The sequence below is a fragment of the Herbidospora cretacea genome (genome assembly GCF_001570605.1).
In the GTDB taxonomy this organism is placed as follows: Bacteria; Actinomycetota; Actinomycetes; order Streptosporangiales; family Streptosporangiaceae; genus Herbidospora; species Herbidospora cretacea.
Map to the genome: position 1 here is coordinate 226,504 of NZ_BBXG01000003.1, position 18,919 is coordinate 245,422.

The 18,919-nt window shown below is 71.1% G+C and carries 18 protein-coding genes, 1 other RNA gene and 1 pseudogene; 12 read left to right on the top strand and 8 right to left on the bottom strand.

Features of this window, described 5'->3' with window-relative positions; translation table 11 throughout:
- Window positions 1-29: 29 nt before the first annotated feature.
- Genes AW270_RS06845 through AW270_RS06855 form a run of 3 tightly spaced genes read left to right on the top strand, consistent with a single transcriptional unit; the run spans window position 30 to window position 2,832 of the window.
- Window positions 30-860 (top strand): Nif3-like dinuclear metal center hexameric protein, encoded by an 831-nt coding sequence (locus AW270_RS06845; protein ID WP_245674593.1) that lies wholly within the window; start codon window positions 30-32, stop codon window positions 858-860.
- Between the two features lie 2 nt (window positions 861-862).
- Window positions 863-1,603, top strand: a complete 741-nt coding sequence (locus AW270_RS06850; RefSeq protein WP_061291850.1) for a zinc ribbon domain-containing protein — start codon at window positions 863-865, stop codon at window positions 1,601-1,603.
- Entirely contained in the window at window positions 1,600-2,832 is a 1,233-nt protein-coding gene (locus AW270_RS06855) for a bifunctional RNase H/acid phosphatase (RefSeq protein WP_061291852.1), read from the top strand. Before AW270_RS06850 ends, AW270_RS06855 begins: the two co-directional genes overlap by 4 nt.
- Before the next feature lie 56 nt (window positions 2,833-2,888).
- Here AW270_RS06855 and AW270_RS06860 read toward each other — a convergent pair whose 3' ends face one another.
- On the bottom strand, window positions 2,889-3,458 hold the full coding sequence (locus tag AW270_RS06860; protein ID WP_061291854.1) for a GNAT family N-acetyltransferase: 570 nt from the start codon (window positions 3,456-3,458) through the stop codon (window positions 2,889-2,891).
- A gap of 237 nt (window positions 3,459-3,695) precedes the next feature.
- On the opposite strand from AW270_RS06860, the gene rnpB reads away from it, so the two are divergent.
- The 4 genes and pseudogenes from rnpB (at window position 3,696) to AW270_RS06880 (ending at window position 6,702) form a co-directional block, all read left to right on the top strand.
- Window positions 3,696-4,087: RNase P RNA component class A (rnpB, locus tag AW270_RS06865), an RNA gene on the top strand.
- 295 nt (window positions 4,088-4,382) lie between these two features.
- Entirely contained in the window at window positions 4,383-4,667 is a 285-nt protein-coding gene (locus AW270_RS06870) for a hypothetical protein (protein ID WP_061292401.1), read from the top strand.
- A gap of 176 nt (window positions 4,668-4,843) precedes the next feature.
- A complete protein-coding gene (locus AW270_RS06875) occupies window positions 4,844-5,443 on the top strand; it encodes a hypothetical protein (protein WP_218009115.1) in 600 nt (199 codons plus the stop codon).
- Between the two features lie 481 nt (window positions 5,444-5,924).
- Window positions 5,925-6,702, top strand: a pseudogene (locus tag AW270_RS06880) (transposase family protein).
- 91 nt (window positions 6,703-6,793) lie between these two features.
- Here the strand turns inward: AW270_RS06880 and AW270_RS06885 are convergent.
- Window positions 6,794-7,579, bottom strand: coding sequence for a TNT domain-containing protein (locus tag AW270_RS06885; RefSeq protein ID WP_082801363.1), 786 nt, complete (start codon window positions 7,577-7,579; stop codon window positions 6,794-6,796).
- 1,005 nt (window positions 7,580-8,584) lie between these two features.
- Here AW270_RS06885 and AW270_RS06890 point away from each other — a divergent pair.
- Together AW270_RS06890 and AW270_RS06895 are read left to right on the top strand one after the other, a co-directional pair.
- Window positions 8,585-9,778, top strand: a complete 1,194-nt coding sequence (locus tag AW270_RS06890; RefSeq protein ID WP_061291857.1) for an MFS transporter — start codon at window positions 8,585-8,587, stop codon at window positions 9,776-9,778.
- 63 nt (window positions 9,779-9,841) lie between these two features.
- Window positions 9,842-10,627, top strand: a complete 786-nt coding sequence (locus AW270_RS06895) for a hypothetical protein (RefSeq protein WP_061291859.1) — start codon at window positions 9,842-9,844, stop codon at window positions 10,625-10,627.
- Here the strand turns inward: AW270_RS06895 and soxR are convergent.
- Window positions 10,611-11,069 (bottom strand): redox-sensitive transcriptional activator SoxR, encoded by a 459-nt coding sequence (gene soxR / locus AW270_RS06900; RefSeq protein WP_061292402.1) that lies wholly within the window; start codon window positions 11,067-11,069, stop codon window positions 10,611-10,613. The two genes, AW270_RS06895 and soxR, sit on opposite strands and share 17 nt — an antisense overlap.
- A gap of 52 nt (window positions 11,070-11,121) precedes the next feature.
- Here soxR and AW270_RS06905 point away from each other — a divergent pair, with 52 nt between their 5' ends.
- Window positions 11,122-11,646: an NADPH-dependent FMN reductase gene (locus AW270_RS06905; RefSeq protein WP_061291860.1), complete on the top strand. Its 525-nt coding sequence runs from the start codon at window positions 11,122-11,124 to the stop codon at window positions 11,644-11,646.
- The gene (locus tag AW270_RS42085) at window positions 11,639-12,601 is read left to right on the top strand and encodes a nitroreductase family deazaflavin-dependent oxidoreductase (protein WP_369408977.1); all 963 of its coding nucleotides are present in this window, start codon (window positions 11,639-11,641) and stop codon (window positions 12,599-12,601) included. The genes AW270_RS06905 and AW270_RS42085 overlap by 8 nt, the downstream gene beginning before the upstream one ends.
- Here the strand turns inward: AW270_RS42085 and AW270_RS06915 are convergent.
- The gene (locus AW270_RS06915; protein WP_061291861.1) at window positions 12,598-13,053 is read right to left on the bottom strand and encodes a MarR family winged helix-turn-helix transcriptional regulator; all 456 of its coding nucleotides are present in this window, start codon (window positions 13,051-13,053) and stop codon (window positions 12,598-12,600) included. The genes AW270_RS42085 and AW270_RS06915 overlap by 4 nt on opposite strands.
- Before the next feature lie 58 nt (window positions 13,054-13,111).
- Here AW270_RS06915 and AW270_RS06920 point away from each other — a divergent pair, with 58 nt between their 5' ends.
- Window positions 13,112-13,486, top strand: coding sequence for a cupin domain-containing protein (locus AW270_RS06920; protein ID WP_061291862.1), 375 nt, complete (start codon window positions 13,112-13,114; stop codon window positions 13,484-13,486).
- A gap of 10 nt (window positions 13,487-13,496) precedes the next feature.
- On the opposite strand, the gene AW270_RS06925 is transcribed toward AW270_RS06920, so the two are convergent.
- The 4 genes from AW270_RS06925 to AW270_RS06940 form a co-directional block, all read right to left on the bottom strand.
- Window positions 13,497-13,772 (bottom strand): hypothetical protein, encoded by a 276-nt coding sequence (locus AW270_RS06925; RefSeq protein WP_061291864.1) that lies wholly within the window; start codon window positions 13,770-13,772, stop codon window positions 13,497-13,499.
- A 44-nt stretch (window positions 13,773-13,816) separates the two neighbouring features.
- Window positions 13,817-15,568, bottom strand: a complete 1,752-nt coding sequence (locus tag AW270_RS06930; protein ID WP_061291866.1) for a hypothetical protein — start codon at window positions 15,566-15,568, stop codon at window positions 13,817-13,819.
- Between the two features lie 101 nt (window positions 15,569-15,669).
- The gene (locus AW270_RS06935; RefSeq protein ID WP_061291870.1) at window positions 15,670-16,671 is read right to left on the bottom strand and encodes an NAD-dependent epimerase/dehydratase family protein; all 1,002 of its coding nucleotides are present in this window, start codon (window positions 16,669-16,671) and stop codon (window positions 15,670-15,672) included.
- A gap of 42 nt (window positions 16,672-16,713) precedes the next feature.
- Entirely contained in the window at window positions 16,714-18,918 is a 2,205-nt protein-coding gene (locus tag AW270_RS06940; protein ID WP_061291871.1) for a SulP family inorganic anion transporter, read from the bottom strand.
- Window position 18,919 lies beyond the last annotated feature (1 nt).

The window sequence follows — 18,919 nt, forward strand, 5'->3', positions numbered from 1 at the left end:
GCTAACCCGGAGGCCGGTAACCTCCCAGAGTGACTGAGACGACCCTTCAGACGGTGCTGCGCAAGCTGGAGTCGGCCTATGACCCCGCCACCGCCGAGTCGTGGGACGCCGTCGGCCTGGTCTGCGGCGACCCCGCCCAGCCCGTGGCGAAGGTGCTGTTCGCCGTCGACCCGGTGACGGCCGTCGCCGAGGAGGCCCTCGACTGGGGCGCCGACCTCGTCGTCACCCACCACCCGCTCTACCTGAAGGGCGTCACCTCGGTCGCCGCGACCACCGCCAAGGGCCGCATCGTCCACCGCCTCATCAGGGCGGGCGTCGCCCTCTACACCGCCCACACCAACGCCGACGTCGCCGACCCCGGCGTCTCCGACGCCCTCGCGCGGGCGGTCGGCCTGGCAGGCTCGCTCCGCCCCCTGGCCCCGCTGCCCGACCGCCCCCATCTGGGCCTGGGCCGGGTGGGACAGCTGCCGGTGTCGATGACGCTGGCCAAGTTCGCCGCCCTGGCCGCCACCGGCCTGCCCCGCACGGCCGGTGGCCTGCGCGTCTCCGGAGACCCCGACCGCCTGGTGAAGACCGTCGCGGTCTCGGGCGGCTCCGGCGACTCCCTGCTCAGGGCGGCCCGGCGGGCCGACGTCGACGTGTTCCTCACCGCCGACCTGCGCCACCACCCGGCCAGCGAGTACGCGGAAGAGGACGGCCCGGCCCTGATCGACGCCGCCCACTGGGCGACGGAGTGGCCCTGGCTGACCGACGCCGCCGAACGGCTGACCCAGGCTCTCGCGGCGACGGGCAATAATGTGGAGGCGCGCGTCTCCGAGAGGGTCACCGACGCCTGGACCACAACAGCACAGCGAGGATAGGGATGAAAGCCGCACCGGACGCACAGAAGCGCCTCCTTGACCTGGCTGAGCAGGACGCAGCCCTCGACCGGCTCCGCCACCGCCGCCGCACCCTCCCCGAACTGGCCGGCATCGACGACCTGACCAAGCGCCTGGCCCAGATCGCCACCCAGATGATCGCCGCCGAGACCGAGGCGGCCGACCTGGGCCGCGAGCAGTCGAAGGCCGAGTCCGACGTCGACGCCGTCCGCCAGCGGGCCGAGCGCGACCAGAAGCGCCTCGACTCCGGCGCCGTCTCCTCCCCGCGCGACCTGGCCGGCCTCCAGTCCGAGATCGCCTCGCTGCACCGCCGCCAGGGCGACCTGGAGGAGGTCGTGCTGGAGATCATGGAGCGCCGCGAGACCGCCGACGCCCGCGTCGACGCCCTGCGCGCCGAGCGCGAGACCGTCACCGCCGACCTGGTCGGCGCGGAGAGCCGCCGCGACACCGCCTTCGCCGAGATCGACAAGGAGGGCTCCGAGGTCACCGCCCGCCGCAAGACCATCTCGGGCGAGATCCCCGCCGACCTCCTCGCCCTCTACGAGAAGCTGCGCGAGTCCAGCGGGGTCGGCGCCGCCCTGCTGAGCGGCGGCCGCTGCCTGGGCTGCCGCACGACGATGTCGATCGCCGACCTCAACGTCATCAAGGCCGCCAAGCCCGACGAGGTCGTGCGCTGTGAGGAGTGCCGCCGGATCCTCGTCCGGACCAACGAGTCGGGCCTGTGACGACCTACTCCATCGAGGCCGACGGCGGCTCCCGCGGCAACCCCGGCCCGGCCGGTTACGGCGCCGTCGTCTTCGCCCCCGACGGCACGGTCGTCGCCGAGGCGGCCGAGTCGATCGGCGTGACCACCAACAACGTGGCCGAATACCGCGGCCTGATCGCCGGCCTCACCGCCCTGACGGGCCTCGGCCTCGACGGGATCCCGGTCGAGGTCCGGATGGACTCGAAGCTGGTCATCGAGCAGATGGCCGGCCGCTGGAAGATCAAGAACGAGGGCCTTCGGCCCCTGGCCACCGAGGCGGCCGCCCTGGCGCGGCGCTTCCGGGTGACGTGGACGTGGATCCCGCGCGAGCGCAACTCCCACGCCGACGCCCTGGCCAACGAGGCGATGGATGCGGCGGCACGTGGTGAGAAATGGTCGAGTGCGAGTGCGAGTACGCGTACGACGACGAGGATCCTCGACCCGGGTCCGGATCAGGGTCCGGGGCCGGAAGAGGCGGCGGCGGGGTCTGAGGGGTCTGCTGGCGCGACTGCTCAGACGTCTCTTCTAGGAGAAGTGACCGTCACCACGTCGTCCGGCCAGACCGGCAACCCGTGGACCGGCGCGACCCGCGTCGCCACGACGCTGATCCTGCTGCGCCACGGCCAGACCGCGCTCTCCGTCGAGAAGCGGTTCTCCGGCCTCGGCGACCCCCCTCTCACCGAGCTGGGCGAGTCGCAGGCCGAGAAGGCCGCCACCCGGCTGGCGGAGGCCAAGCTCGACGCGATCGTCTCCTCCCCCCTGGGCCGGGCCCGGCAGACCGCCGAGGCCGTGGCCAAGGCGACCGGCCTGCCCGTCCACGTCGACGAGGACCTCCGCGAGACCGACTTCGGCGCCTGGGAGGGCCGCACCTTCGCCGAGATCCGCGAACGCTGGCCCCACGAGACGAACGCGTGGCTGGCCGACCCGGCGGTGGCCCCGCCCGGCGGCGAGAGCTTCCAGGCGGCCGGACACCGGGTCCAGCGCGCGAGGGAGCGCATCCTGGCCGCCCATCCGGGCGAGACGGTGCTGCTGGTCTCCCACGTGACCCCGATCAAACTGCTGGTCCGCCACGCCCTGAACGCGCCCCCCGAGGCGCTCTACCGGATGCACCTGGACCTGGCGTGCCTGTCGGCCATCGACTACTACAGCGACGGCCCGTCGGTCCTGCGCGTCTTCAACGACACGGCCCACCTGACCTACGCGCGCTGACGCCCGAGGCCCGTCGGGTGGCCCGGCCAGGCGGAGCCGTAACGGAAGAAAGCTCTTCAGCCCCCGCAGGGTGCGGCCTCGGTCGCGGACGAGCTGAGCGGGAGCCGGACGTCGAGGATCAGACCGGTCATCGACGGCTGTTCGGCCCCCGCGCCCTTCAGGATCGAGAGCATGCGGCTGTTGGAGGCGTACACACTGGCGGTGATCACCCGCGCCCGCCTCGACGGCGCGAGAGCGAGCGCGTAACGCATCAGCACGTGCCCGAGCCCCCGCCCCTGCCAGTCGTCCTCCACCAGCAGCGCCACCTCGGCCACCCCCGGCTCCAGGTCCATCAGGTTCGTCATCGCGACGACCCGCCCCGGCTCCCCTTCGGGATGGGTCACCAGCGTGATCCCCCGCCCGGGATCGGTGAACAGCCGCATGACCGCTTCGCTCAACCGGGGCAGCGGCCCGAAGTACCGCAGCCGCAGACTCTCCGGGGAACATCTCTCATGCATGTCCCGTACGCCCTGGGCGTCGTCGAGCGTCATGGGCCGCGTGACCAGGTCGACCCCGCCGACCCGCAGCCGGGGATGCGCCTGCGGGCTGATCCTGATGGGCCGTGGCCCTCTGGGCGGCCGGTTCATGGTGTTCCCCCTCGGTGATGATTGGTGCGACTCCGGTTGTAGCCGCCCCCGCGGCCTCCGTCTGTGTCATTGGACGCGGTCGCGCTTGCCGTGTCCTTGGGGCCCGCTTGAGGATCGGGCCACTTTCACGGGGACCACTCAGCGTCCTCCCAGCTCCGCGGCGTGACGCCCGACGGGCCACTTGGAGTGGGCCACATGGGCGGCGTGGAGAGCCGATAGGGTTGGAGGCACGGCGGACGAGCCGGCCGGACGGCCGCGTCGGGACCCTTCCACGGGTCCCGCCGAGGAAGGTCCGGGCTCCACAGGGCAGGGTGGTCGGTAACGCCGACCCGGGGCGACCCGCGGGACAGTGCCACAGAGAACAGACCGCCTTTCCCTCACGGGAGAGGTAAGGGTGAAACGGTGGTGTAAGAGACCACCAGCGCCCCCGGTGACGGGGGTGGCTAGGTAAACCCCACCCGGAGCAAGGTCAAGAAGGGGGTCCCCGGACTCCCGCGCGCGCCGCTTGAGAGCAGCCCGTTCGATGGCGCGCGGGTAGACCGCTTGAGACCACGAGCAATCGTGGCCCTAGATGGATGGCCGTCGGTCAGCAATGACCACAGAACCCGGCCTATAGGCCGACTCGTCCGCCCCTGAGCCTTCGATCAGGCGAGAGATCATTTCCAAGATCGCTGGTTCCGTCAGGGTTCCGCGAGCGAAACTGATCATTCTGTCGGTGGGTGCCGTGCCCAGTCTTCCTCTCCGAGGAACGGTTTATTGGATTTTTCGCCTCCGGCATTTACGAGCTGCATGGATGTGCGCTCCCAGGTAGATCCATCAGCCGTGAGGGCCTTCGAGGTAGGCGGCGAGCACGGTTCCACTCTCAAGTGAACCTTCGTGTTGTATATTTGAGGTACATGGGTACTAGGAGCTCAGGAGGTGTCCATGACGATGCCACGCCCGGCCAAGAGGCAAGCACCGCTAAAGGTCGACCCGGCAACCGATGAGCTGATCTCGCAAGGAGCCCACTTCCTCGGAGTGACCAAGAAAGACCTGGTCGCCACCGCAGTACGTGTCTACCTGGACCAGCAACGGGAACAGGTCCGACGCGGGATGATCGAGTCGATGAAGGTTCTGGACGGTTCCCTGTCTTCCAGCGTGTCCCTGCTGAGCGGTCTGTCGCCCGACCGCGTCACCGAACTCGGCGGCACTGGCGACTGGGAGGAATGACATCGCCACGCATCGCGTCCGTCCCACGCTGCGCGCCCTCCGCGACGATCTGAAGCTGTCCCTGCCCTCGGCGCAGATCCCCTTGGACGCGATCAGCCACCCCCTGCTGGACAAAGGCTTCCGAGCAGTTCGCCGATCCCGGTACCGCGCACGAGCGCATCCGCGCCATCGACGATGTGGTGCTGTTCAAGGTGAAGGTGCAGCGCTGGCGCGGCGCCGTATGGATCGACGATCCCGACGCCGAAGTTTCTGCGTGGTTGGTAGCCGCAGGCACCCGCGAAGACGGCTCCGGCGATGACTTCTACGCGACTCTGGAAGCCGGCGGAAATGCGGCCCGTGCCCGCCACAACGCGAAGCACGACCAAGCCCTGACCACCAGAACCTACAACAGGCATCTCCTGCCCACTGACGCCGACTACGACCGCTACCAGCTCGAAGCGGCCACCAGATTCGCCCTGCGTCTCAACTCCACGATTCGCGATCTCGCACGCGGTTCCCTGCGCGACGGACACGAACACGCTGCCGACTTCCCCGGCTTCCGCCTCGGCATTCTGATCCGCGCTGACGACGGAAATGAGACTTACGCGGCTATTCGCATCACCGGCTCAGCTCCGGCCAACCTGACCGCGATGATTCTGAGCCGGGTTCCCGGCTGTGAGGCGGATGCGTGGTTCCCCGAGTACGCGCTTCCCGAACGCGATCTGCTCCCCGCCGAACAGGTCTGGTCCAACATCATGGATCCGAAGGCCGCAGCGGAACTCTTTGAGGAATTCTGACCCTTTAGCTTTAGGTCCAGGTGGCAGCCCGTGCCCGTGCACTGCCTGACGAGTTGCCGTCGGGCGTTTTCAGTGCACATGGCGTTGAGAACTGCTGGCAAGCGACGAGAACGAGCGGCAACATTCTTGCAGGTGGCATGCGGTTCCAAGCATCTTCGTGCAGGCAGCGCTCACGCGGAATGAGAACCCGGCCTATAGGCCGACTCGTCCGCCTTAAGACTTTCTGGCCTGCATGAGTGTGCCCTCCCGGCCAGGTCTTGCGGCGGGAAGGGCACTTTGTCGGTGATCTAAAACTGCGGGTGAGGCCGGGTCGACCGAGTGACGCGCCCGGCTGGACGCCGACCGTCACCTTGATGGGCCTTGGGCCTTTTCATCGTGACTGTGCTGGTCGCAGCAGGTCCGGCGCGTCGGGGTGACATGAGAAGAGGCGCCCGGTAGGACAGCAAATCGACCAAACCCGATGCCCGACCGGGAGCCTCGATTGCTGTCCTACCCTGCCTCGATCCCCTTGTCGAACCACACCCTGATCCGCCTGGCCGAACTGATCCGCGCGCACCGCCGGCCTGGGCGGCCGATGGCGCCGTCTCAACTCCAGCCATCAGGCGCTGCGGGTCCTGGCCCATCTGCGTAACGGCGACACCTATACCCGGCTCGCCTCCGGTTTGGGATCGGCACCAGCACCGCCTGGCGATACGTCCGCGAGACCCTTGGCCTGCTCGCCGGGCTCGCCGATGACGTGCATGCCGCTGTGGCACACCCAACGTCTGGCCTACGCGATTCTGGACGGCACGCTCATCCCGATAGACCGACTGGCCGACCAGCAGCCGTACTACTCGGGCAAACACCGCCGGCACGGGGTCAACGTCCAGGTGCTCGCCGACCCGGCCGGACGCCTGGTCTGGGCCTCCCCCGCGCTGTCCGGAGCCGCACACGATCTGACGTCCGCCCGCACTGCAGGTTTAGTCGACGCGCTGACCAGGGCGGGGGTGAAGGTGTTCGCGGACAGGGGCTATCAAGGCGCGGGCGGGACGATCCGCACCCCGTTCAAACGCCACCGGCACCGACCGCGGCTGTCGAGCGGGCAGAAGGCCGTCAGTTGCGCGCATGCCCGCATCCGAGCGATCGGCGAACGCGCCGTGGCGACGCTGAAAGCCTGGAAGATCATCGAGCAGCTCCGCTGCTGCCCTCATCAGGCCACCACGATGGTGCAGGCCATCCTCGTCCTGCACCACATCGAAACCGGCTATCGATCACGATGAAAAGGGCTCCTTGTAGCCAACCGCTCTGGATTCCGGAGATCGACCTGCACTCCGCGAGGCATGGTCCAGTACGAGCACGCGACAGACCTTTTCAGTAGGCGCTTCGAACCCGGTAGGTGCCGTGACTCTTCTTGCCGCGGCTGCTCACGGGCCGGACATCCGGGCGAACAGCCCGGTACACCGGCACGATCTCCTCCAGGTAGTGGTTATCCAGCAGCCAGCTGATCGGCACCTCTTCCGGCAGCGGCGGAGCCTCAGGAATGAGCCTGCTGACCACGTGATACTGCGTCCCGCCTCCAGGCTGCTGGAACGCCGGTGCGATCGGACCCACTTCGACACGGAACGGCTTGAGCACCCGGAACGCATGGTAATTGCAAGGATGCTGAGGATCCGCCGGATTGGTGTTGAGATTACGCGGCGGCAGCGCGCGCTTGATGAACAGGTCGCCCAGCGGCGACATGAAAGATCCCCCGTTGCCGCCGAAACGATCGAGCTTCATGCCGATCTGCAGAAACGTCGTCTTGGCCAGCAGCCGCCCGTTCGGGTAATTCCCGGACCGGCCGAATCCGGAGTCAGGCGGGAAACGGTAATTCTGCACGGCGTAATCCCAGTACCGCGAGAGAAAGTGCTGCGGCGTGAGCCCACCGAACGGCACATAACCGCGCAGGACGGCGCCGAGATAGTGGGCCTTCGGCAGGTAGGTCGGCCCCAGGTCAGGGTCGCCGGTCACGTACGGCGGCCCGCAGACCAGCCCGGCGGGCGGCGGCGACTGGACCAGACGGGTGTTCGGCTGGACGGCGCTGTCGGCGTGCGCGGCCACGCCGCTCATCAGGCACATCGCGGTGGCCAGCATGGCGCTGCGTCGGTGGAATCGCATGACTTCCCCATTGATCGTGCACAACAAGGCGAATGACGGTAGACCACAAGCGATTCAGCGACGCATCGGACGGCGAAATACGCACATGTCCGTATGTGTGAATGCGGCGATCGTGATCTACATTCCCGCCGCTGCCCTTATTGCACACCTTCGATGCGATAAGGGGAAAGTAAAACCTCCACCGAACGATCGGTGTTTGGAATGCGGGCAAAGCCCGCGAACTGGAGAGAGTCTCCCGCTGGGCCTACTCGCGCATACGTGAACAAATAGGGTGAAAGAGTGCCGCGACGACAGAGGAAATGCCGCTGAGCCGGAAGGCTCGCCAGCGGCCAGAACGTGGCTTCTGCTCAGGCAGCGGCTGCCACGGGCCGCTTCTCTGGCCGGACAGACGCCCCATGAACCCCCACCGCGAGGTTGGGCGTCGAGCCGTGCGTATTTGCGTGACCGGCTTGCTCGTCCTCTCAGGAACGCCTTCGTCAGTCCTCCGTCAGTCGTGACGGCGCATGCCTCCCCCCGACCTGGTGGCTCGTCGTCTCAGAAGCGTCTCCGCCAAACCCGCCAGTCGCGATCGCGTAGGCCTCCTCCGACCCGCCGCTCGTCATGTCACCAACACCTTGGTCACACCTTCCGTAGGTTCGTGATGGCGGGCGTCTCGCGCGACCAGCTGGTTCGCAACGCCTCGGTCAGACCTTCCGGTCTGTGCTGGCGTGCATCTCCGCGAAGAACTGGCTCGAAACGCCTGGTCAGACCTTCTGGGGGATGGCGTGCATTTCCCACGGCTGGCTGCCTCGTCAGCTCGGGAACGTCTTCGTCGAATCCCCGTCGGTCGCGAACGCGAACACCTCCCCAACCGGCCGGCTCGTCATCTCCCAAATGCCTCCGTCAAACCCCCCGCCATCCAAGAAAACCTCCGCCCCGACGGGCCCCCGCCCCATATCGGGTTGACCCACGCCCCCACCCCCACAAGCATCAAAACGTCCAGGGTCACCGTCCCAAGGAGGAAGCGTGAAGTCCGAGCCCGTCCAGCACACCCCCCACCAGCTCGGACGCCGCTCCAGATGGGCCACCATCGCCCTCGTCTACCTAGGCGGAGTGGCAGCCGCCATGAGCCTAGGCAAGTTCGCCCCCGTAGGCCCCATAGTCACCGACCAGCTAGAACTCTCCCTCTCCCAGCTGGGCTGGATCATCTCCGCCATCGTCGGCATAGGCGCCGTCTTCGGTCTCCCCGGCGGCTACCTCGTCCGCCGCTTCGGCGCCCACGGCTCCCTCGTCTACGGCCTGGTCCTGGTAGCCGTAGCCAGCGGCGCGAGCGTCCTGGCGGGCGACTTCGTCACCCTCCTGGCAGCACGCATCGTCGAAGGGATCGGCTACCTCCTGGTCACCATCGCCGGCCCGGTCCTCGTCCTCCGTCTCGCCGACGAGCGCGACCGTAGCGCCGCCCTCTCCTTCTGGGCCACCTTCGTCTCCGTGGGGCTGTTCGCCAGCACCCTCGTCGGCGGCGCGGCGGGGGACGCCTTCGGGTGGCGGGGCTGGGTCGGGATGCTCGCCGGGCTCACCCTGATCATGGCGGCGCTGCTGTGGCTGCGGCTGCCCCGCGCGGGAGCCGCGGGGCCGCAGGCGGGCGGGCCGGTGCCGCGGTTGCGGGCGCTGCGGTGGCCGGGGGTGCTGGCGGCCTCGTTCTGCCTGACCGCGCTGGTGACCATCCCGGTCATCGTGCTGCTGCCGACGGTGCTCATCGAGCAGCACGAGCAGTCGGCCGCCGCGGCGGGGGCGAGCACGTCGGTGATCTCGCTGCTCAGCGCGGCCGGGGGGCTGCTCGCGGGCCTGCTGCTGCGGCGGGGCGGCAAGGTCGGGGTGCTGGCGCTGTTCGGGCTGCTGGCCGTGCCCGCGGCCTGGCTCGTCTACGGGGGCGGGCCGCTCGCCGGGGTGCTCGGGGGCGCGGGGGTGCTGTCGCTCACCAACGGGTTCCTGGCCGCCATCGTCTTCGCCGCCCTCCCGCTGATCCTGGAGCGGCTCGACCACGCCGACGTCGGCAGTGGGCTCGTCGCCCAGGGGGGAAGCCTCGGGTCGCTGCTCGGGCCGCCGCTGTTCGGCGAGGTCGCGGCCGGGTTCGGGTTCGCGGCTCTCGCGCCGGTCATCGCCGCCGGGCTCGTCCTCGCCGTCGGCGCTCTGCTGTGGGCCGGGGGACGCCGCACGTGACGGTCCGAACCCCTGATGCCCGGAATCCGTCTCTTCGGGTGGGAACCCGGAACGGGAGGCGACATGCGCAGGGTCCTCGTGCTCCTGCTCGCCGTCCTCGCCGTCGCCGCCTGCACCCCTGACCCCACGGCTCCGCCGAAGGCGCCGGGACCGAAGGTGGCCGACCTCTGGCGGGACTTCCCGGTCACCTCGGCGCTCGACCGGCCGCTCATCGTGCTCGACCCGCTGCCGCTGACCGACGAGGCGGGCCGGGGGCGCGCGCCTGCCTCCGTCGCGCTGCCCGCGTCCGTGCCGCCGCCGAGGCAGCTCACCGTTCAGGGCCTGTCCCGGTACGTCGCCCTCACCAGCGCGCAGGACGCCCTGGCCGCCGTCCGGTCCCACGTCGCCTCCGGCGGGACCGAGGCCCTCGTCGCGGGGACCGAGCTCACCGAGTCGGCCTTCACCACCGACCGGGGGCCGGTGGAGCTGCCGGCGTGGGAGTTCCGGCTGGCCGGCGGCGGCACGCTGACCTGGCCCGCCCTCACGGCGAGCTATTTCTGGCGGCTGGGCTCGATGGTGCCGTCCACGCTGGTCACCGACCTGTCCGTCGAGGGGCTGACCCTGTCGGCGACCTTCACCGTCAGCTGGGGGATGCCGTGCCCGGGGGCGGCGGCTCCGCGGATCGTCCCGACGGCGGTGGAGTTCCCGTCGTTCGTCCAGATCGGGCTGAAGGTGTCGGGCACCGAGACGGGCGACTGCGACCGGCGCGTGGCCGCCCCGCTGACCAAGGCGTCGCTGACGCTGAAGGAGCCGGTGGGCAACCGCGTCGTGGTCGACTTCACCGGGCGCGTGGTCAGCCGGGCGGGGTGACGCCGTCGAACAGCCGCCGCGCGCCGGCGCCCTCGCCGCTCAGCACGTCGCCGGGGTTCACCAGCGCGCACTCCTGGAACGACAGGCAGCCGCAGCCGACGCAGCGGGTGAACCGGTCGCGCATGCGTTCCAGGCGCTCGATGCGCGAGTCGAGCTCGGCGCTCCAGCACGCCGAGGCGCGCGCCCAGAACTCCCGCGTCGGGGCCTCTCCGGCCGGGAGCAGGGCCAGCACCTCGCCGACGACCGAGAGGGGGATGCCCAAGTGGTGGGCGGCGCGGATGAACGCCACGCGCCGGAGGGTGGCGCGGGCGTAGCGGCGCTGGTTGCCCGTGGTCCGGCGGCTGTCGATGAGGCCCTGGCGTTCGTAGAAGCGCAGCGCGGAGGCGGGCACGCCGCTGCGGCCGGCCAGTTCGCCGATCGTGATCTCCGGGGGGAGGGTCATGCCGGGCACCCTAGCTTGACCTCAACCCTTGTTGAGGTTCCAGGGTGGAGCCATGAGACTCGTCGTGATCGTCGGCAGTACCCGCCAGGGCCGGTTCGGGCCGACCGTCGCCGCCTGGTTCGCGGGCCACGCCCGGGGCCGCGCGGACCTGACCGTCGAGGTCGTCGACCTGGCCGAGGGCGAGCCCGATGGCGGGACCCTGACGGCCGCGGACATGTTCGTCGTGGTGACGCCCGAGTACAACCACAGTTTCCCCGGCCCGCTGAAGTCGGCCATCGACCGGCATGTCACGCCGTGGCAGGCCAAGCCGGTCGGTTTCGTCTCGTACGGCGGCATCTCGGGCGGCCTGCGGGCGGTCGAGCACCTGCGGCAGGTCTTCGCCGAGTTGCACGCGGTGACCGTCCGGGAGACCGTCTCCTTCGTCTGGGCCCCCGGCCGGTTCGACGCCGGCGGAAGCCCGATCGACCCCGGTCCGTGCGGCGCCGCCGCCGACCGGCTGCTCGACCAGCTCGCCTGGTGGGGCCGCGCCCTCGCGGCGGCCCGCCTGGCTCACCCTTATGGAGCGAACGTTGCCTGACCTGTTCTTCACGACCGAGTCCAACGCCGCCGACGGCTGGGCGCCGGTCCCGTGGCCCGAGGGGCTCGTCTCCTTCGAGGTGTACGAGAGCCTCGACGCCACCACCGTCCTGACCTACAGCCGGTGGACCACCGACGGGAGCGCCTTCCTGACCGGCCTCACCGGCGCGGTCCCGACCGGCTACCACCTCCACCGCGAGGACACCGACGGACGCGCGCCGGGCTGCGTGGTCGCGGTCGAGGCGGAGTTCGACGGGCCCGACCCCGACCGGGTGCGCCGCTGGATCGACACCGTCTTCGAGGTCATGGCGGGGGAGAAGCCCCACCCCGGCGGCATCTCGGGCCGCTTCCACGTCAGCCTCGACGGCACCCGCATGCTCAACCTGGCCGGCTGGACCGGCGCCGAGGCCCACGAGGAGGCGATCGCCGACCGCAACCCCGCCTGGCAGCGCGTCTACGACTTCCCCGGTGTGGAGAGCGGCGGTTTCCGCAGGTACGCCCCCATCAGGCCGCGCGCCGACATCGAGCCCAGCCCCACGGGATGGGTCGCCGCCCACGTGGCCGGCTACGTCGAGTCGGGCGGCCGGAAGGGCCACACCTTCCAGGGCAGACCGGCCCTCCTGCTGACCACGACCGGCCGAAAGTCGGGCCGCCCGCGCCGCACCGCGCTCTTCTACGGCACCGACGGCCCCCGCCACCTGCTGGTCGCCTCCAACGGCGGCTCGCCCACGCACCCCGCCTGGTATCTCAACCTGACCGCCGACCCCGACGTGACCGTCCAGGTCGGCCCGGACGTCTTCACCGCCCGCGCCCGCACCGCCACCCCCGAGGAGAAACGGGCCCTGTGGCCCACGATGACCGAGATGTTCCCCCTGTACGCCACCTACGAGACCAAGTCCCCCCGCGACCTGCCCCTCGTGATCCTCGACCGGACGGTCCCCGGCTGGGGGAGCTAACCGAACCAGCCCGGCACGTCCAGCCGGAACGGATCGCCGGGCGTCATCCGGCGCAGCGCGTCCTCCAGGTCGTCGAGCCGCTCGGCCCCGAGCTCGCGGGCCCAGCGCGCCCGCAGGTCGTCGAACACCGCCGCCGACCGCCGCAGGGCGTCGATCCCGAACTCGGTCAGGACGACCCTCTTGCGGCGGGAGTCGGCCGGGTCGGGCACCCGGGTGACGTATCCGAGGCCCTCCAGCGTCTCGACGGTCTTCCCGGCCGCCTGCTTCGACACGCCCAGCGTGCGCCCGAGGGAGGCGGCCGAGTCGCCCCCTCGGGCGATGGCCTGGAGGACGAACCCGTGCATGGGCCGCATGTCGGGGTGTCCCTGGGCGGCCAGCTCCTCGTGGAGGGCGTCGATGAGCACCCGGAACGCCATCAGCAGCCGCAGCGGCAGCTCGAACCCGTTTGACATGAAAGACAACCTGGTTGACTATATGGACAACGACATTGTCCATCTTAGGGGATCAGCCATGACCGTCGTCCGCGCCGCGTCCGCCCGCCGCTCCGAGACCCCCGGCGGGGTCATGACCACCTTCGCCTCGCCCACCCAGGGCGGCGCCGAACGCTCCCTGTGGCGGGTCGAGGTCCGGCCGGGCGTCGCCGGGCCGAGACACGACTTCGACCGGGAGCAGATCTGGGCGTTCGTCAGCGGCGGCGCCGTCGTCGAACTCGGCGGCGAGACCTTCGAGGTCGCCCAGGGCGACACCGTGGTGATGCCGCCCCACACCGCCCGCCAGGTCACCGCCGCCGGGGAGGGGTTCACCGCCGTCGTCACCGCCGCCGGGGGAGCCAGGGCGATCCTGCCCGACGGCACCGTCCACGGCACCCCGCCGTGGATCGCCTAGAACAGCGCCGCTAGAAGACCGGCCGGGCCGCCGCCAGCCAGGCGCTCGGGTCGGCGGTGTCGACGGGATAGACGAAGAACAGGTCGGCGTGGCCCGACGACATGCTGTCCTCCGCCCAGTGGCGGCCACAGGCCGTGCACCGCAGGATCCCGAGCCAGCGGGACGCGTCGCGCTCGACCGGCTCCAGCAGATGGCCGACGGCCCGCAGGTGCCCGGCCAGGACCAGGCCCTCGGCCCGGTCCCGGGGCGCGGAGAACCGGGCGTGCCCGCAGGCGCAGTCGTCCACGACGCCATTGTCGGTCAGGGTCGGTCAGGGTCGGTCAGGGTCGGTCAGGGACTCGTCTCGCGCAGGACCGTCGTCGCCCCCGCGTCCACGGTGACCTCCCCGACCGGCTGGGGCCCGCCCTTCGGCCCGAGCGCGGCGATCAGCCCGCGCCCGGCCAGGACGTCCCGCACCGTGGGCCCGGTGACCTTGATGGCGGGGACGTCGCGGCTGCCCGCCACCAGGTAGTACCACTGCCCCGACGGGGCCTGCCACCACGTCGCCGACACCAGGTGGCGCTTCAACCGGCTGCAGTCCCAGGTTCCGGTCAGGCCGCCCGTCGGGATGGTGACCGTCCGGCCGGGGGTGGCGACGGCGAGCACGCCGCGCACCGAGCTCGTGCCGTCGGCGTTGGCGAACCGGGCGCACATCCACCGCGCCCGCGCCGCCTCCGGCAGCTCGCCCGACCAGAACTCCCAGGCCGACGCCGCCTCGGCCTCGGCCGTGGGGAACGGCAGCGCGCACGACAGGTGGGCCCACGCGCTGAACCCGCCCGGCGACACGTCGATCTCCTCGGGCCCGAGCCGGTTGACCTCGGCCGGCGGCGGCGCCTGGTGGGTCACGTTCGCCAGCCCGATCCGGCCCAGATCGAGCATCGTGTACGGCATCCCGTGGGCCACCCCCGGCGCGCGCAGCCGCAGCACCGGGCCGCGCCAGCACGGACCGGCCGTCACCTGCGGCACCGGCTCGGTCACCCCGCCGGTCACCGCGACCGGACGCCACTTGGCGCCCAGCCGGCTCAGGTTGGCCGCCGACACCTCGGTCACCCACGGCGGCACCAGATAGCGGCCCCCCGACAGCTTCAGCGGGCTCGACCCGTCGGCCTTCAGCCGGGGCTCGGGGAACACCTCCAGCGACCGCGACCGGCCCGTCTCGGCGTAGCGCGCGACCCGGCCCGAGTCGCGCAGCAGCACGACCGCGTTGCCGTCGAGACCCCCCGCGAACAGCAGCTGCGGCGCGACCGGCGGGCTGGGCAGCGCGCCCGACACGGGCTGCGGGGTCACCTCGCCCTGCCAGGCCCGGACCGCGCGGGTGACCAGGCCGTCGTCGTCGGTCAGGTCGCCCCGGGGCTCCCAGGTGTGCAGGTCGAGGGTGGTCGTGGTCCGCCAGGTGCCGGGGGAGACCCTGGCGACCTCGGGCAGCGCGGGTTCGGCGGCGGTGGCGGCGCGGACGTCGTACAGACCCAGCAGGTGGGGGACGCCGGAGACGGCGAGGAGGCCGCCCGCGGCGGCCAGCGCGATCAGGACCTTGGACGGGCCCCGCCCGTAGATGCGGGCCAGCGTCGGGTCGGCGGCCGGACGGTGGTCGGCGAAGCGGCCGTGCTCGTCGTCGAGCGCCTCGACGAGTGCCAGCGCGATCGTCGGCTCGGCCACCCCGGCGGCGGCCAGCAGACGGCGGGCCTCACCCGCGTCGAGGCCCTCGATCCGGGTGAGCGCGTAAGCGGCGCGGGCGGCGGGCGGCAGCTCCTCCAGCGCGGCGGTGAAGGCGCGCTCGTCGCTGCGGACGACGGCCGGCACCACCTCCAGACGGCGCCCGAACCCGATCAGCGGGTAGGGACGCCGCTTCAGCACCCGCTTCAGCACGTCGAGACGGGCCTGGGCCGGGTCGCCCGGACGGCGCAGCAGCGCTCGGGCGGCGAGGCGGTGGGCGAGCAGCACCCGCCGCTCGCCGCTGTCGGGCGGCAGCGTCAGATAGGCGAGCCACACGAGGTCGCGGTAGGGCCGGGCAAGGGCGGAGTTCCCCTTGATGGACCTTGCCATGGAACGCGTCTCCCGAATCATCACGCGGTGTAGCCGTCTGAACGCGGCTCGTGAATCCTAGGGGCAGCGTCCCACTCTCGGTGGGGATGCCGGGAAAGTCGTCAGGCCCGGCTGTCCCAGTCGGCCAGGATCGCGGCCTCCTTGTCCGGGTCGATGCCGTGCTGGAACCGCGCCCCGAACACCCGCTCCTCCACCGGGATGTGCCGCAGCCACTCCCACGTGTCGCGCACGGTCTCGCTGACCGGCCGGCACGTCAGCCCGGCCGCGTGGGCCTTCGACGAGTCGGTCAGCCACACGCCGGGCATGGTGTCGTCGGCCCAGAGGGGGAACTCCGTCCACATCTGCGCCTTGTGCTCGTGGAGCACCGCGTCGTCGACCCAGACGAGCTCGGCGTCCGACCCGGTCACCTCGACGCACTCGCGCAGCCACCGGCCGTAGGTGGTGTTGGCCGGGACGCCGCCGGTCAGGAACTTGCCGGTGGTGCCCTTCTCGACCTGCGCGATCGTGAACGCGGCGATGTCGCGGGCGTCGATGAGCTGCATCTCCCGGTCGGGGTCGCCCGGCGCGACCACCCGGCCGCCGCGCTGGACCCGGGTCAGCCACCACGGCAGGCGGCCGACGTTCTCGTGGGGACCGAGGATCAGGCCCGGCTGGACGATCAGCGCGCCGCCCTCGAAGTTCTCGGTCACGGCCAGCTCGCAGCCCGACTTGAGCGGGCCGTATTCGCCCTCGGTCGCCTCGGGGTCGCCGGGGAACTGCTCGGACTCCTCGTTGACCCCGATCTCCTCGGGGAACCCCTTGTAGGCGCTGATGCTGGAGATGAACGTGTAGTGGGAGGCGTGCCCGTTGAGGACCCGCACGTTGTCGAGCACCGTCGCCGGGGTGTAGCCGCACACGTCGACGACCGCGTCCCAGCTGCGGCCCTCGACCAGCCGCACCACGTCGTCGTGGTCGGTCCGGTCTCCGTGGACCACCTCGACGCCGGGCCGGTCGGCGCGGCTGACACCCCGGTTGAACATCGTCACCTCGTGGCCCCGGGCGAGGGCCTCCTCGACGTGGGCCCGGCCGAGGAAGACCGAGCCGCCGATCACCAGAATTCTCATGACCCCATCCTGGGCGCCCGGAAGCTGGTCATCCGTGCCGTTTCACGCCCGGCCGATTTCACCCTGTGCGAATTCGTCGGGGCGGAGCTCCGGCACGGGGGTGAACCCCTCTACGTCGAGCACGTGGACCCGGGCGGTGCCGATGTCGAAGTAGAGCCCGGACAGCTCCAGCTTCCCGGCACGTTCCAAACGGTCGACCATCGGATAGCTGCGCAGGTTCTCCAGCTGCTGGATCACGTTGACCCGGCACAGGTGGTCGAGCGCCGGCTCGTCGGAGCCGTGGGGGGTGTTCTCGAACCGCTCGACCGTGTGGTGGCCGTGGCGCAGCCAGTTGCCCACCGCCGTCAGGCCCGTGGGGGCCTCGCCGAGCAGCGCCGCCATCGCGCCGCACCCCGAGTGGCCGCAGACCGTGATGGTGGAGACGCCGAGCACGCCCACGGCGTATTCGATCGCCGCCGCCACCGAGTCGTCGGAGGGCACCGACTCGAACCTGGGCACCAGGTTGCCGACGTTGCGGACCATGAAGAGGTCGCCCGGCCCGCTCGCGGTGATGACCGAGGGCATCACCCGTGAGTCGGCGCAGGTGATGAACAGGTGGGACGGAGACTGCTTGCGCGCCATGCGGGTCAGCAGCGGCCGGATCAGCGGCGCGGTCCGGCGCTGGTATTCGCGGGTGCCCTCCAGCAGGTTCGCCTCGGCCTCCGGAGGCCGGCGGTGCGACCACGGCAGCCACGACCAGTCCATCTTCGGCGGGGTCTTGGCCGGGAACACCCGGATGCCGTTGGCGGCGGCGGTGTACCAGTCGTCGTGGAGCTCGTCGATCTCGACCGTGCCGCCGGCCCGTTCGTGTTCCAGCCGCCAGTTGCGCAGCGCCTCGAACGCCGCGTTGTCCATGAAGTCGACGTTGAGCAGCAGGTCGACGTCGGCCCCGCGCGGGATCGTGCGCAGCGAGTCGGTCAGCCGGGGCACCCCGATGAAGATGAGCGACCCGGTCACCACCACGCGCCAGCGCCCGCCGCCGGGCGTGACCTCGACCGACACCCAGGTGAGCCGCCGCAGCGCCAGCAGCGCCGCCAGGCCGAGCCCGATGAGGATGCCCTCGGCCAGCCCGAGCAGCACGACCGCGGCCATGGTGAGGAAGTAGATCGGCATCTCGCCGTGGCCGCGCAGCCCCCGGGCGGTGCCCAGGTTGACCATCTTCACGCCGATGAACAGCAGCAGCGCGGCCAGCGCCTCCATCGGGATCAGCCCGAGCGCCGAGGCGAACGCGATCGTGGCGATCAGCACCCACACGCCGTGGAGCACCGTCGACCAGCGGCTGCGCGCGCCCGCCCGGACGTTGGTGGTCGTGCGGACCACCACGCCCGACACCGGCAGGCCGCCCAGACCGCCGGACACGACGTTGGCGACGCCCTGGGCGCACAGCTCACGGTCGAGGTCGGCGCGCGGCCCGTCGTGCATGCGGTCGGCGGCCACGCAGGTCAGCAGTGACTCGACCCCGGCCAGCACCGCCACCAGCAGGATCGAGGCGGCGATGGCGTGCCAGTCGCCGGTGGGCAGGATCGGCCCGGCGAGCTGGCTCAGCCCGTTGGCGAGGTCGACCTCGGTGAACTTCCAGCCGGCCAGCGCCGCCGTCACCGTCGCGATGGCCAGCGCGGCCAGCGGGGCGGGCACGAACCCGACCTTGGGAATGCGGTCCCACACCAGCAGCACGCCGATCGTCAGGAGCCCGATCATGACGGCGTCGCCGTGGAGCGTGGCCACCTGGGCCGGGACCTCGATCAGGTTGTCGAGCGCGGACCGCTGCGGGCTGCCGCCCAGGACGATGTGGAGCTGCGAGAGCGCGATGACGACGCCGACCCCGGCCAGCATGCCGTGGATGACGGCGGGGGAGACCCCCAGGGCGGCCCTGGCCACCCGGAACGCGCCGAGAACGATCTGCAGCAGCCCGGCCGCGAGTGTGATGGCGCAGGTGGCCCGCCAGCCGTACACCTGGACGAGATCGGCCACCACCAGCGACAGGCCCGCGGCGGGCCCGCTGACCTGGACGACGGAGCCGCCCAGCGCGCCCGCGACGATGCCGCCGACGATCGCCGCCACCAGCCCGGCCGCGATCGGCGCCCCGGACGCGACCGCGATGCCCAGTGACAGTGGAACCGCCACCAGGAACACCACGAGTGAGGCCGGAACGTCATGCCGCAGGACGTCGATGAAACGCTGCGTGGTCGAACTGTTACCCCCGGTCATG

Bases quoted from the DNA above. Each gene is read 5' to 3' on its own strand.
- AW270_RS06850 (WP_061291850.1), top strand. From the start codon at position 863: ATGAAAGCCGCACCGGACGCACAGAAGCGCCTCCTTGACCTGGCTGAG.
- AW270_RS06920 (WP_061291862.1), top strand. From the start codon at position 13,112: ATGACCGTCGTCCGCGCCGCGTCCGCCCGCCGCTCCGAGACCCCCGGC.
- AW270_RS06915 (WP_061291861.1), bottom strand. From the start codon at position 13,053: ATGTCAAACGGGTTCGAGCTGCCGCTGCGGCTGCTGATGGCGTTCCGG.
- AW270_RS06905 (WP_061291860.1), top strand. From the start codon at position 11,122: ATGAGACTCGTCGTGATCGTCGGCAGTACCCGCCAGGGCCGGTTCGGG.
- AW270_RS06870 (WP_061292401.1), top strand. From the start codon at position 4,383: ATGACGATGCCACGCCCGGCCAAGAGGCAAGCACCGCTAAAGGTCGAC.
- AW270_RS06930 (WP_061291866.1), bottom strand. From the start codon at position 15,568: ATGGCAAGGTCCATCAAGGGGAACTCCGCCCTTGCCCGGCCCTACCGC.
- AW270_RS06860 (WP_061291854.1), bottom strand. From the start codon at position 3,458: ATGAACCGGCCGCCCAGAGGGCCACGGCCCATCAGGATCAGCCCGCAG.
- AW270_RS06885 (WP_082801363.1), bottom strand. From the start codon at position 7,579: ATGCGATTCCACCGACGCAGCGCCATGCTGGCCACCGCGATGTGCCTG.
- AW270_RS06935 (WP_061291870.1), bottom strand. From the start codon at position 16,671: ATGAGAATTCTGGTGATCGGCGGCTCGGTCTTCCTCGGCCGGGCCCAC.
- soxR (WP_061292402.1), bottom strand. From the start codon at position 11,069: ATGACCCTCCCCCCGGAGATCACGATCGGCGAACTGGCCGGCCGCAGC.
- AW270_RS06895 (WP_061291859.1), top strand. From the start codon at position 9,842: ATGCGCAGGGTCCTCGTGCTCCTGCTCGCCGTCCTCGCCGTCGCCGCC.
- AW270_RS06940 (WP_061291871.1), bottom strand. From the start codon at position 18,918: ATGACCGGGGGTAACAGTTCGACCACGCAGCGTTTCATCGACGTCCTG.